This window comes from Klebsiella sp. BIGb0407, assembly GCF_024807845.1.
Classification (GTDB): Bacteria; Pseudomonadota; Gammaproteobacteria; order Enterobacterales; family Enterobacteriaceae; genus JGM124.
Window position 1 is genome coordinate 1,230,292 of sequence record NZ_JANUEQ010000001.1, and the last position, 13,870, is coordinate 1,244,161.

A 13,870-nucleotide genomic window follows, 5' to 3' on the forward strand; every position below is an offset into this window, starting at 1 on the left:
TATCAGGAAAACCAGCTACCGAACCAGCCATGGAGCTTCATCAATATGAAGTCCCAGATCCGACCAAAGAAACCGGCCTCTTCAACGGATTCCATCACCAGCAACGGACGCTGCTCAACCACATTACCGTTCAGTTGGAAATCAATCGTTCCGACCACTTGTCCGGCTTTCAGAGGAGCTGTCAGTTGCGGTTCACTCAGTGTGTAGCTAGCCCTGAGGTTTTTCAGCTGACCACGCGGAATAGCGACTGAACCACCTTCCCCGGCACCGAGATTAACTTCACTCTTATCGCCAAACCATACGCGTTGAGTCACAAAGGTCGCATTAGGTTTGATGGGTGTTACCGTTTCAAAGAAGCGGAATCCCCAGGTCAGCAGTTTTTCACTTTCATTAAACCTGACACGGTCAGTTTTCGCCCCTAATACCACCGAGATCAGACGCATATCACCTTGAGTGGCTGAAGCCACCAGATTATAACCCGCACCAGCAGTGGTGCCGGTTTTCATGCCGTCGACATTCAGGTTAGTGCTCCACAACAGGCGGTTGCGGTTTGGCTGTTTAATATTATTGAAGGTGAACTCTTTTTCTTTATGTATAGCGTATTCTTCCGGCACATCGTGGATCATGGCTCGAGCCAGAGAAGCCATATCACGTGCGGTACTGAACTGCCCAGGTGAGTCAAGACCATGCACCGTTTTAAAGGTGGTATTAGTCAGTTTCAACTGCTGGGCGTAATTGTTCATCAGGCTGATAAACGAATCCTGACTGCCTGCCACATAGTCAGCGATAGCAATACTGGCATCGTTTCCGGACTGAATGATCACCCCTTTATTGAGGTTTTCTACCGAAACCTGATCGCCCGGTTTCAGAAACATTAAAGAGGAACCACGAAGTTCAGGATTACCCGTCGCCCAGGCATCTTTGCCTACAGTGACGATATCATTGAGATGTATCTTGCCGTTTTTCAGCGCCTGACCAACAACATAGCTGGTCATTATTTTTGTCAGACTGGCCGGATCAAGTTTTTCGTCAGCACCACCTTCTGCTAGCACCTGACCACTTGAGTAATCCAGTAAGATCCATGCCTTTGCTTCAATTTGCGGGGCATCGGCTACCTGAATAGCACTCAATGCCGGAGCTGTGACCAACAGTAAGGTCGTTCCCGCGACAACAGCGCGTATCATTGCGGGCATTTGCAAGCTCTTCATAAAACCACCTGAATATCCATTTTAAATAATGACGGCACGCGCCGCCGCGAAACCTATTCCAGGATGTGAGTAATAACCCAGGTACTCGCTAAAATAAACGGTAGCCTTGGTAAAGTTTATTAAGTTTATGCTATCTCGCGTTCACATGCCCCTGTTGTTGTTTATTTTTTCGCGCTTTATCACCCTGATACGGCATATTGATTGACTGTTACTTTCAGCAGGCTGACATCGGGCAGGAGTTAAGCCATACTCAGACTTCACTCATCCAAAGGAAAGATCATGATTACTGTTTGGGGAAGAGATAATTCTACGAATGTAAAAAAAGTACTCTGGTGCCTGGAAGAATTGAATTTACCCTGCCGTTCCATTCCCGCTGGCGGCCAGTTCGGTCTGACTCATGACGCTGAGTATCTGGCGATGAACCCTAATGGCCTGGTTCCTTGCCTGCATGATGATGCTCACGGACTCACGCTGTGGGAATCCAATACCATTGTTCGTTACCTGGCAGCCGAATACGGTGCGGGTTCACTGTGGCTGAATAGCCCGGCGGCCCGGGCTAAGGGTGAAAAATGGATGGACTGGACTGCGACTACTCTCGCAGGCCCCCATCGCGATGTTTTTATCAGTCTGGTACGTTTTTCGCCTGAGCAGCAAGACCCGAAACTGATTGAAAAGGGTATTGCTGCATGTAATCAACAATTTGCCATTGTTGATGCGGAACTGGCGCGGACAACCTGGCTGGGTGGTGACACTTTCGGACCTGGCGATATTGCTCTCGGCCCTGCCATCTATAACTTATTTAGTCTGAATATTGAATGGGATAGCGTTCCCCATTTACAGCGCTGGTATCAGCAACTGACGCAGCGTCCGGCATTCCAGAAAAAAATCATGATTGGCATTAGTTAATCTTTATTAAAGGCTGATTCAGAGACCTTTTGAGCGATTGAATCAGCTTTTTTTCGCCCCCTCCATGTTTAAAAATCATTTATTTTTATACGGTTAAATCCATCATACAGTCTCACTCTCTTCAAGAGGTACTGGCATATTTTCTACGGATATAGCTGTCAGGTAGAGGGGTATGTATAATCCCCCCCCATTGTGAGCAATGTACAGAATAATAAAATGGCAAAGATTGGATTTTTATCGTTAGGCTGTCCAAAAAACCTGGTGGATTCTGAGCGGATCCTGACGGAACTTCGGACTGAAGGCTATGAAGTTGTCCCGAGTTATGATGATGCCGATATGGTTATCGTCAACACCTGCGGCTTTATTGACAGTGCAGTACAAGAATCTCTGGAAGCTATCGGAGAAGCATTAAAAGAGAACGGTAAAGTGATTGTTACCGGTTGTCTGGGTGCGAAAGAAGATCAGATTCGTGAGGTTCATCCTAAGGTGCTGGAAATTACCGGCCCTCACAGTTATGAGCAAGTACTGGAACATGTCCATCACTATGTTCCTAAACCACAGCACAACCCGTTCCTGAGTCTGGTACCTGAACAAGGTGTGAAACTGACACCCCGTCATTATGCCTACCTGAAAATTTCTGAAGGCTGTGACCACCGTTGTACCTTCTGCATTATCCCATCGATGCGCGGTGATTTAGACAGCCGCCCAATTGGTGATGTGCTGGCAGAAGCGAAACGCTTAGTTGAAGCGGGTGTTAAAGAGTTGCTGGTTATCTCTCAGGATACGTCAGCTTACGGTGTTGATGTTAAACACCGCACCGGGTTCTGGAATGGTGCGCCGGTCAAAACCAGCATGGTCAGTCTGTGCGAGCAGCTGTCTAAACTTGGCGTCTGGACACGTTTACACTATGTCTATCCCTACCCGCATGTTGATGATGTGATTCCGTTGATGGCTGAAGGGAAAATTCTGCCGTATCTGGATATCCCTCTCCAGCATGCAAGCCCGCGTATTCTTAAGTTAATGAAACGCCCGGGTTCAGTCGATCGCCAGTTGCAGCGAATCAAACAATGGCGTGAAATTTGCCCTGAACTGACCCTGCGTTCAACCTTTATTGTTGGCTTCCCGGGTGAAACGGAAGAAGACTTCCAGATGCTGCTCGATTTCCTGAAAGAAGCGCGCCTTGACAGAGTCGGTTGCTTTAAGTACAGCCCGGTTGAAGGTGCAAAAGCCAATGAGCTGCCAGATCCGGTACCGGAAGACGTTAAAGAAGAGCGCTGGAATCGCTTTATGCAGCTTCAGCAGCAGATCTCTGCCGAGCGTTTACAAGAGAAAGTCGGTCGTGAAATTCTGGTGATTATCGATGAAGTCGACGAAGAAGGTGCGATTGGCCGTAGTATGGCTGATGCTCCTGAAATTGACGGCGCAGTCTACTTGAACGGAGCCACTAAAGTGAAACCGGGCGATGTAGTACGCGTTAAAGTCGAAAACGCCGATGAATATGACCTGTGGGGTTCACTGGTCTGATAAATCCCGCTCCTTTCCTGCTGGCAGGAAAGGAGCGTATTAGCCTTTCAGTTTTGGATCAAGAGCATCGCGCAGCCCGTCACCCAATAAATTAAAAGCCAGTACCGTCAAAAATATCGCCAGACTTGGAAAAATAGCCACATGCGGTGCTATAACCATATCGGCTCGTGCTTCATTGAGCATCGCTCCCCATTCTGGTGTCGGGGGCTGCGCGCCGAGTCCTAAGAATGACAGGCTTGCAGCAGAGATAATCGATGTCCCGATACGCATGGTAAAATAAACCACTATCGATGAGACCGTACCAGGTAACAGATGACGGAAGATAATAGTTGCGTCTGAAGCCCCGATACTGCGCGCGGACTCAATATAAGTTTGCTGTTTCAGTACCAGGGTATTACCCCGAACCAGACGGGCAAAGGCAGGTATACTAAAGATGGCAACAGCGATGATAACATTAGTCATACCGCTGCCCATCACTGCCACTACTGCAATCGCTAGCAGAATGCCCGGAAAGGCAAATAATACATCACAGACACGCATGATAACGCGGTCCCACAGCCCTTCATAATACCCCGCCAGTAAGCCAAAAAAAGTCCCAATCATGGCACCAATCAGCACCGAAAAAACGCCCGCGGCTAATGATATACGCGCCCCAACCAGTACACGGCTAAAAATATCTCGCCCTAGCGAGTCGACACCAAACCAGTGGCTTAGCGACGGGCCAGCGTTGAGCTGATCGTAATCGAAATAGTTCTCCGCATTGTAAGGCACAATCCATGGAGCAATCAGGGCGATAATAATCAGGAAGATAATAAATGCCCCTGAACTCATCGCCACCGGCTGGCGGGAGATACGCCGTAAGAAGGTCTGCCAGGGAGTATTCATCCTCCCGGGTTTCACGATGGGCATCGCGTTAAGAATAGCCTGGCGCCGCCAGTTAAACAGTTTCATCCTGAACGATACCTGATGGTCGGGTTAATGGCGGCATAGAGCAGATCCACCACTAAGTTAATCACAATAAACTCCAACGAAAATAGCAGGACTTCGGCCTGAATCACCGGATAGTCACGCATTTCAACTGAGTCCACCAGTAACCGGCCAAGCCCTGGCCAGTTAAATACCTTTTCAATAACTATCGACCCGCCCAGCAAAAAGCCAAACTGCAACCCCATCATAGTCAGTACCGGGATCATGGCATTACGCAGGCCATGCCGAATAATGACCATGGTTTCGCTCAGACCTTTAGCACGAGCGGTACGAATATAATCTTCCTGCAAAACCTCAACAAATGAGGCGCGGGTAAAACGGGCCATCACTGCGGCGACGGCTGCACCCAGTGCCAGGGAAGGCAAAATATAGTGCTGCCAGCTGTCTGCTCCGACTGTCGGCAGCCAGCCTAGCTCAACAGAAAACACCTGCATCAGCAGCATGCCTAAAGCAAAAGCCGGAAAAGAGATACCCGATACAGCAATAATCATACTCAGCTGGTCCGGCCAGCGATTACGCCAGACCGCAGCAACAATACCAATCATCAGCCCAAACAGGGTCGCCCACGCCATGCTGGCAAGCGTCAGCAGTAATGTCGGCATAAAACGACTGGCTATCTCTTCCGTGACCGGACGCTTTGAGACCAATGAAGTACCAAAATCTCCCTGAAGAATATTACCCATATAGTGAAAAAATTGTGACCATAACGGTTTGTTCAGGCCTAACTCTTCACGAACCAGTTCAATAACTGCGGAATCCGCTTCAGGTCCGGCGATAATACGTGCCGGGTCACCCGGTAACATATGAACGAATAAAAACACAATCACGGCTACAATCAGCAGTGTCGGAATCAAGCCAAATAGACGTTTGAGGAAATAGTTAAACAATATCGCCTCTGTAATACAGGGGGCAAAGCAACCTACTTTGCCACAGAAAAAAAATAATGGATGACGCTCCGCATCATCCATCCTGTTACCGCATAACGGTAAAAATTACTTCAAATCAGCTTCATCAAAACTAAAACCGGTATCAGGCATCATATAAAATCCGGTTAAATTTTTGCTATGTGCTGAGACGAGCTTCTCAACCACCAAAGGTACCCAGGGAGCCTCTTTCCAGATAATGTCCTGAGCGTCTTTATAGAGTCTGGCTTTCTCTTCAGGCTGGGTTGTTTTTAACGCCGCCGCCAAATCGCTGTCAACCTGTGGGTTACTATAAAATGCAGTATTAAACAGCGTTGGTGGCCAGTTGGTCGCAGCAAATAACGGTGATAACGCCCAGTCAGCTTCTCCGGTTGATGCCGTCCAGCCGGTATAGAACATTCTGACGCCACTCTCTTTCTGCCCTTTACCTTCAACTTCAGCTGCACGTTGCCCGGCATCCATTGCGGTCAGTTTTACCTTAATACCGACCTGAGCCAGCTGCTGCTGAGTGAACTGTAACACTTTTTGCGCGGTACTGTGATTATGAGAAGACCAAAGTGTTGTTTCAAATCCATTCGGGTAGCCAGCTTCTGCTAATAATTGCTTCGCCTTGGCAGGGTCATAAGGCCAAGGCTTAAACTGAACGGAGTAGGCAATCGCTGGAGGTACAACCCCCTCGGCCGGTGTAGCATAACCTGCGAAGGCAACTTTTACCAAAGCATCACGGTTAATCGCATAGTTAATGGCTTCACGAACTTTCGGATTATCAAAAGGTTTTTGCGTCACATTCATACTGATGTAACGCTGCATAATTGACGGCGATGCCACAAGGTCAATTTTGCTATTTTTCGCTAAGATGCCGGCTTGTTCATAAGGGATCGGGAAGGCAAATTGCGCTTCACCTGTCTGGAGCATCGCTGCACGGGTATTGTTATCAACAACAGGTCGCCAGGTGATGCTATCCAGTTTTGGTAAACCCGGCTGCCAGTAATCGGCAAACTTTTTCACTTTAACAAAGTCAGTCTGATTCCAGGTCTCCAGCTGATACTGCCCTGTTCCTACCGGGTGGAAACCAATATCTTTCCCGTATTTTTGCAGCGCGGCTGGGGAGATCATCGCCGTCGCCGGGTGAGCCAGGACATTAATAAATGCCGAGAAGGGTTGCTTTAAGGTTATTTTCACCTTGTGGGGATCAATAACTTCGGTGCTATCAATCAAACGATAGAGGTTATAACGTTTAAGACGATTATTGGGATCACTGGCACGATCAAGGTTGACCTTCACGGCTTCAGCATTAAAGTCAGTTCCGTCCTGGAATTTGACACCCGATCGCAGGACAATAGTATAGTCGAGGCCATTTTCAGACACGCTATAGCTCTCAGCCAGCACATTGGTAAACTTCATATCTTTATCAAGTCCGAACAGCCCCTGATAAAAAGACTTCGCCACCGCCTGTGACAGCGTATCGTTAGCATCATAAGGATCCAGCGTCGTCAGGTTAGATCCCACCGCCACCACAATGTCTTTAGCAGCAAACGCAGGGGCCGCAATAAATACCGAGGCAAGCCCCGCTGAAATTAACCATTTTTGCGTGTTACGAATTTTCATTATTCTTCTCCAGGGCTCTTTAAACACGATTTTCACTACTACCGATAGTGTGCCGGGCAACAAAATGCCCAGGGGCTATTTCAACTAAGGGAGCGATATAGGGTTCATCTCCGAGATCCCGTGCGGCACTGGGAGTGTCATCTGACACGAGTACGGGTTTACGCCCCCGAAAGGAGGGATCGGCAACCGGTACTGCAGCCATCAGTTTACGGGTATAGGGGTGTTGCGGGTTTTCGAACACCGCTCGGCGAGGGCCTATTTCAACAATTTGCCCAAGATACATCACTGCCACTCGGTGGCTGATTCGTTCCACTACCGCCATATCATGAGAGATAAACAAAAAGGCAATACCAAATTCTTGCTGTAAATCGAGTAATAAATTAATAATCTGGGCACGAATAGAAACATCCAATGCCGAGACTGACTCATCAGCGATAACCACTTGAGGATTCAACGCCAGAGCTCGGGCAATGCAAATACGTTGACGCTGACCACCGGAAAATTCATGTGGATAACGCGAGGCATATTCCGGTAATAAACCGACCCGCTCCAGCAGCCTGGCCACTCGCTGTTCAGCCTGCTCAGGCGACATCACTTTATGCACCAGCAAAGGCTCAGCAATCGAATACCCCACGGTTTGTCGGGGATCGAGAGAGGCATAAGGGTCCTGAAAGATAATCTGAATATTTTTACGCAATGACTGCATATCGGCATTCGAGAGATTATCGATTCGCCTTCCATCAAAGGTAATTGTGCCACTCTGGCTTTTGACCAGGCGTAACAATGAACGTCCGGTCGTCGACTTGCCACAACCTGATTCCCCAACCAGCGCTAAAGTTTCGCCGGGACGTAAGTCGAAACTCACCTTTTCCACCGCATGTACTTCACGCTTGATACGGTTAAAAATTCCGCTATGAATAGGAAAGCGTGTGACTAAGTCCCGAACCTCAAGAATAGGTTTGGCCCCCGCCGGAATCGTATCCTGTGGCGGAAAGGTAATATATTTGTCGGCGTCATCCGGAGAGATTACCGGAAATTTTTGCGGCAGTGAGTGTCCCGTCATCGACCCGAGACGAGGTACCGCAGCCAGTAATGACTGGGTATAACGATGCTTTGGATGACGGAAAATTTGTTCGACCGTACCGCTTTCAACTGCCTGACCCCGATACATAACTAATACGCGATCGGCAATATCCGCGACCACCCCCATATCATGAGTGATAAAAATCACCCCCATCTGCATTTCATCTTGCAAAACGCGGATCAGCTGCAAAATTTTTGCCTGAATGGTGACATCCAGAGCAGTTGTCGGTTCATCCGCAATCAACACCGCCGGACGACATGACAGAGCCATGGCAATCATTACGCGTTGACGCATTCCACCCGAAAGCTGATGTGGATAACGCTTCAGTATCTCTTGAGCATCGGGAATACGAACTCTTTCCAGCATCAGTCTGGCTTCTTCCAGTGCTCTTTTGTGCCCTACTTTCTGATGTAACTGGATTGCCTCTGCTATTTGCACCCCAACAGGAAAGACCGGATTAAGCGAGGTCATCGGTTCCTGAAAGATCATCGCAATATCAGCACCCCTGACATTACGCATCTGGGCGTTACTCATTTTGCGCAAATCGGTCACTTGTTGATTTCTACGGCGCAGCAATAACTGTTCACAGGTCATCTGGCTGCCTGACTCACTCAGAAGGCGCATCAAGGCAAGGCCTGTGACAGATTTACCTGAACCCGATTCTCCGACAATAGCCAGCGTTTCACCACGGCTCAGTGTAAAGGAGAGATTATTTACGGCCGGAGTAAGCTGACCTTGTTGCTCAAAGCTAATCGTTAAATCTCGTACTGAGAGCACGTGCTCTGTAGCAAGGGCATGACTATGCGGCATCCGTTTTCCTTATCACTATAAATATCTGTTTTGCCTCAGCGCCCGCAAGCAAGCTGCCCGTATTAACAGAAACAGAGTGTTTATCCATAAAACCATGCTCAGAGGTTTGTTGCAAACTTAGCAGCATGGATGGCAACCCACCGGATAAATTCATTTCTGTGACCAGGATTAGAATCGATAGCTATAAAAAGACTAAAACCGTGATTCAGATAGAATAAGTGGCTACTGTTTGCAGTGTACTATCACTAAAAGTTGAATCAATGCACATTTATGCATTTGTAATCCTGGATTTGTTGTTTTATTGGACAACGTATCTGGATTCAGTACCTACATGCGAGACAGCATTTCTCGCTTACAGAAACGGCTAAGGAGAGGTATCGTGGCTAAGGTTCTACAACTATCATCGCTGGCTTTATTGATTGCATTCAATGTGAATGCGGCAACGGTTGATTTACGGGTCATGGAAACATCGGATATTCACAGTAACCTGGTTGATTTTGATTACTATAAAGATAAACCGACTGAACAATTTGGCTTAGTCCGTACTGCGACACTGATTAAAAATGCTAAAAATGAAGCTGCCAACGCAGTTTTAGTGGATAACGGTGATTTAATCCAGGGTAGTCCGCTCGCTGATTATATGGCAAACAAAGGCTTGAAAAAGGGCGAGTCTCATCCAGCCCACAGCCTCATGAATACTATGGGCTATACCGTGGGTAACTTTGGTAACCATGAATTTAACTTTGGATTAGATTATCTGCAAAAAGCGATCGCGGGAGCCCATTTTCCCTATGTGAATGCCAATATCGTCGATGCCAAAACCGGTAAAAACTACTTTAAGCCCTATATTATTGTCGACACGCCAGTAAAAGATCGTGACGGTAAAACACATAATCTAAAAATTGGTTATATTGGCTTTGTACCGCCACAAATTCTTATTTGGGATAAACAAAATCTGGAAGGCAAAGTGGTGGTTAATGACATCACAGAGACGGCCAAAAAGTTTGTTCCGCAGATGAAAAAAGAAGGCGCTGATCTCATTGTCGCCATTCCTCATTCAGGTTTTTCACAAGAACCTTATAAAGCAATGGCAGAAAATTCGGTCTATTACCTCAGTGAAGTTCCGGATATTAACGCCATTATGTTTGGCCACTCCCATGGTGTGTTCCCGGGAAAAGAGTTTGCCGGTATTAAGGGCGTTGATGTTGAAAAAGGCACCGTAAATGGTGTTCCTGCGGTGATGCCCGGCCAATGGGGCGATCACCTGGGTGTCGTTGATTTAGTGGTTAATAATGATGACGGTAACTGGAAAGTGGTTGATGCCACAGCCCATACTCGTGCGGTTTACGATAAGGCCAATAAAAAAGCCTTAGTCGAACGCGATGAGGCGCTGGTAAAAATTATTAATGAGCAGCATGAAGGCACCCGTGACTTTGTCGGTAAGCTCATCGGCAAAGCCTCGGAAAATATGTATAGCTATTTAGCGCTGGTTCAGAGCGATCCAACCGTACAAATCGTCAATGATGCTCAGACAGATTATACCCGGAAGTATATTCAGGGTGACCCTGACTTAGCTGACTTGCCTGTATTATCCGCAGCCGCGCCTTTTAAAGCGGGCGGTCGTAAAAATGCACCAGCCGAATTTATTGAAGTTGAAAAAGGTGATTTAACCTTCCGTAACGCGGCAGATCTCTATCTCTATCCGAATACTTTAGTGGTGGTTAAGGCAACCGGTGCCGATGTTGTTGAATGGCTGGAATGTTCTGCGGGTATGTTTAATCAGATAGACCCACAATCCACAGCCACGCAAAGTCTGATTAACTGGGATGGATTCAGAACTTACAACTTCGACACCATCAGCGGCGTGAATTATCAAATCGATTTAACTCAACCAGCAAAATACGACGGTGACTGCCAGACAGTTAATAAAGATGCGAATCGAATTAAAAATGTTACCTGGCAAGGTAAACCTATCGATCCGAAAGCAACATTCCTCGTGGCAACCAATAATTACCGGGGATATGGCGCTAAGTTCGCAGGCACCGGTGATGACCATGTAGTGTTTGCCTCACCGGATGAAAACCGCTCGATTTTAGCGGCTTATATTGCTAAAGAATCAAAAGAAAAAGGTGAAATCAGTTCTAAAGCTGACAATAACTGGTCCTTCACCCCGATTAAAACAGATAAAAAATTAGATGTTCGCTTTGAAACCTCGCCGAGTGAAAAAGCAGCAGCGTTTATTAAAGAACATGCCCAGTATCCTATGAAACAAGTAGGAACGGATGAAACTGGCTTTGCCATTTATCAGGTGTCTCTGGGTGAAAAATAATCATTAAAATCTCTTGTAAGCCTGCAACATTGGCAGGCTTACTACTTATACCAAATGAATTATCTATTTTCAGCCTCCCTTTATTAAAATCGTAATAAAACCAGTTCAAATAAATAAAACAAATATAATATTCATTGTTTTTTATTTCCCGAGAAAATAATCAAATATCTACTGATAGGTATGAGCCTTTCTTGATACCATTAAAGAATAAAATACTTATTATACTGCCAATTGACTCAGTCACCATATGATTCAATTCACATGCTATAATAAAAATCATTACACAGCATATTTTTTCCGCTCGTTAATTATGATTATTTTAATAGCACATGGCATTAATAAATTCAGAGAGTATTTTATGTTGCATAATGACCAGGAATATATATCGAAGACTTCTTCCCTTTATCGCGATTATCAAATCAATGACTCTGTATCAGATAAACAAGCAGAAGTCTCGCCGCTAACATCAAAAATAAAAGGAGCGGCAAACTCAAATGAATCCTTAGCCTCTATGACAGTTCACTTTTCTCCTGAGGAAGGCCAGGTCAGATCTTCACACCGCCCGAAGGGATGGTTGAAGTATCTTATTATAGGTGTGTCCGTTCTTGCCGGTACAGCAGCCCTCGTAGCTGGCGCATTAACTTTTTTATCCAGAAGAGAAGGCAATGGAAATCAGGTAGGATGCATAGCAGATGCAGAATTTCTGCCCCAGATCCTGATAAAGATGCCCTGTTTACCATCATCCGAAAGATTATCCATGCCTGGTACCGATGTTCAGATATCCAGTACAACGGTGGTTCCATTCAATAACACTGAGGTAAAAAATAACTCATCCGAGCCTTATTCATATTACAAAAACATTTATGGAACGAAGGTTCTATCCAATATTACTGAGACAAAAAATAGCTCATCTAACTCTGACTTGGATTACAGGAATCTTAATACAACTGATACTTCAGTCAATAGTATTTTGACAAAAAATAACGTAACTGGTCCTTACGTAGGTATGTTTGCAATGACGACATTCAATAATACTGATGCCACCTCTATTCCTGATGATCAGATCTCCAGTACGACAGAGGTTACATTAAATAGAACTAATCCTGCACTTGAGTATGATGGTAATATCTATATAATTAACGAAAGTGGTGAAGAAATCTCCATTGGAACTTTATTACCAAAACGTTTAGAGGAAAGTCCTGATGAGATATCCAGGGCTGATTTTTTAAAAACCATTCCTAGAGATATATATTATCCACTTGGAAAAAAAATGTATAATAATATGAGTGAATTTTATAAAAATGAAATCGATAATATTATATCATCAGTATTCAATGGCAGCGAGGAAGATAAACATTTTGCTGCCAGACGCTTACTTGATACATTTAAAAATTATTCCATATTAGAATATGAAGTAAAAGAAAGACATAATTTTCAGGAAAAATTATTACCTGATGAACATATTGAAAAGACATTAATACATAGAAAACGTGTCTCTTCACTTTTAGCCGCTGATGTAATCATTAATAATAAGTCCAAATTTCACTATATGGTTAACAGAATGTTAGATGATACAGAATATACTGAGCAGCAACTTCTTGAAATGGAGCATAACACTAACCAATTCATTCGCATGACAATACCTCAATAATCTTTGTTAGTTTCGGCGACAAACATGTCTTGACGATATCGCTTGTCGCTTCTTTCCATAGTACAGAATATAACAATAGGTCATACCGATCCGACCGGATATATGCGCTAAAAAACGCCCCAACAACGAGTATACGGGCTAGCCCTTTATCCAGGTCTGCTGTATTCGCATTATGACTGGTGTGCCGATCTATCTGGTCTCACTGGACGAAAGCGACCATTGATATATGACTATCGGTAGACAGTAAAGCCAAATGGAGCCATGAATTTCAGACTCCGTTTTTTATCAGGACTATTAAATAAATGCAGCGGCAACATTTTTTAACTCAGCCAGTGCTTCTGGCTTATCATTTTGAACGATAACTTTATTAATTCTTAGTATTATGACTTTAATGACATCGGTATTTTTAGTCAGATTCTTTTTTCTATTGCGTCATTGATTTCTGACAATTGATTGACATTTATTTTTATTGATATTCTTTTTGAGGATTTTTCCTTAGCAAAATTATCATTAAGAAATCTTGATAGTCCAGCTTGCTCGTAACCCACGGAATTTAAATCATTTATTAAAAATGAAATGATATCAATATTTCTCCGTACCTTACTCACCCTTGATAATTAATGCTTCTTTATATCCTGAGGAAATATCGAGAAAAACAATCACCCAATGAATTATTTACATAAAAATACCACGCACCATAATAAAAATTTTCATTATTAATTATCTAGCATTTAATAATAGACATTTATGAAGTAATGAAGCTTAATTGATATTATTCCTCAACAACATCATCTATCGTCATGTTTATTGATTATCGACACAACAAATAGACTTCCCGAG

General features: G+C 44.9%; 9 protein-coding genes. 4 read left to right on the plus strand and 5 right to left on the minus strand.

The window, feature by feature from the left end; genetic code table 11:
- Positions 1-2: 2 nt before the first annotated feature.
- The gene (gene dacC, locus M2387_RS05760) at positions 3-1,193 is read right to left on the minus strand and encodes a serine-type D-Ala-D-Ala carboxypeptidase (RefSeq protein WP_259048308.1); all 1,191 of its coding nucleotides are present in this window, start codon (positions 1,191-1,193) and stop codon (positions 3-5) included.
- A 294-nt stretch (positions 1,194-1,487) separates the two neighbouring features.
- Between dacC and M2387_RS05765 the strand changes: the two genes are divergently transcribed.
- Positions 1,488-2,114: a glutathione S-transferase family protein gene (locus M2387_RS05765; protein WP_259047768.1), complete on the plus strand. Its 627-nt coding sequence runs from the start codon at positions 1,488-1,490 to the stop codon at positions 2,112-2,114.
- Between the two features lie 216 nt (positions 2,115-2,330).
- Positions 2,331-3,638 carry a 30S ribosomal protein S12 methylthiotransferase RimO gene (rimO, locus tag M2387_RS05770; RefSeq protein ID WP_409039427.1) on the plus strand — a complete coding sequence of 436 codons (1,308 nt, stop codon included), beginning with the start codon at positions 2,331-2,333 and terminating at the stop codon, positions 3,636-3,638.
- A 39-nt stretch (positions 3,639-3,677) separates the two neighbouring features.
- Here the strand turns inward: rimO and gsiD are convergent, their stop codons facing one another.
- From gsiD to gsiA, 4 genes are all read right to left on the minus strand, one after another.
- Positions 3,678-4,589 (minus strand): glutathione ABC transporter permease GsiD, encoded by a 912-nt coding sequence (gsiD, locus tag M2387_RS05775; protein WP_259047772.1) that lies wholly within the window; start codon positions 4,587-4,589, stop codon positions 3,678-3,680.
- Positions 4,586-5,512 carry a glutathione ABC transporter permease GsiC gene (gene gsiC, locus M2387_RS05780; protein WP_259048310.1) on the minus strand — a complete coding sequence of 309 codons (927 nt, stop codon included), beginning with the start codon at positions 5,510-5,512 and terminating at the stop codon, positions 4,586-4,588. Before gsiC ends, gsiD begins: the two co-directional genes overlap by 4 nt.
- A 105-nt stretch (positions 5,513-5,617) precedes the next feature.
- Entirely contained in the window at positions 5,618-7,156 is a 1,539-nt protein-coding gene (gsiB, locus tag M2387_RS05785) for a glutathione ABC transporter substrate-binding protein GsiB (RefSeq protein ID WP_259047774.1), read from the minus strand.
- Positions 7,157-7,175: 19 nt separating this feature from the next.
- On the minus strand, positions 7,176-9,050 hold the full coding sequence (gsiA, locus tag M2387_RS05790) for a glutathione ABC transporter ATP-binding protein GsiA (RefSeq protein WP_259047775.1): 1,875 nt from the start codon (positions 9,048-9,050) through the stop codon (positions 7,176-7,178).
- Positions 9,051-9,381: 331 nt separating this feature from the next.
- Here gsiA and M2387_RS05795 point away from each other — a divergent pair, with 331 nt between their 5' ends.
- A complete protein-coding gene (locus tag M2387_RS05795; protein ID WP_409039428.1) occupies positions 9,382-11,379 on the plus strand; it encodes a bifunctional 2',3'-cyclic-nucleotide 2'-phosphodiesterase/3'-nucleotidase in 1,998 nt (665 codons plus the stop codon).
- A 358-nt stretch (positions 11,380-11,737) separates the two neighbouring features.
- A complete protein-coding gene (locus M2387_RS05800) occupies positions 11,738-13,030 on the plus strand; it encodes a hypothetical protein (RefSeq protein ID WP_259047778.1) in 1,293 nt (430 codons plus the stop codon).
- The last annotated feature ends 840 nt before the right edge of the window (positions 13,031-13,870 follow it).

What these genes read in the sequence shown, in the direction of transcription:
- dacC (WP_259048308.1), bottom strand. Translation starts at nt 1,193, where the DNA reads ATGCCCGCAATGATACGCGCTGTTGTCGCGGGAACGACCTTACTGTTG.
- M2387_RS05765 (WP_259047768.1), top strand. Translation starts at nt 1,488, where the DNA reads ATGATTACTGTTTGGGGAAGAGATAATTCTACGAATGTAAAAAAAGTA.
- rimO (WP_409039427.1), top strand. Translation starts at nt 2,331, where the DNA reads ATGGCAAAGATTGGATTTTTATCGTTAGGCTGTCCAAAAAACCTGGTG.
- gsiD (WP_259047772.1), bottom strand. Translation starts at nt 4,589, where the DNA reads ATGAAACTGTTTAACTGGCGGCGCCAGGCTATTCTTAACGCGATGCCC.
- gsiB (WP_259047774.1), bottom strand. Translation starts at nt 7,156, where the DNA reads ATGAAAATTCGTAACACGCAAAAATGGTTAATTTCAGCGGGGCTTGCC.
- gsiA (WP_259047775.1), bottom strand. Translation starts at nt 9,050, where the DNA reads ATGCCGCATAGTCATGCCCTTGCTACAGAGCACGTGCTCTCAGTACGA.
- M2387_RS05795 (WP_409039428.1), top strand. Translation starts at nt 9,382, where the DNA reads ATGCGAGACAGCATTTCTCGCTTACAGAAACGGCTAAGGAGAGGTATC.
- M2387_RS05800 (WP_259047778.1), top strand. Translation starts at nt 11,738, where the DNA reads ATGTTGCATAATGACCAGGAATATATATCGAAGACTTCTTCCCTTTAT.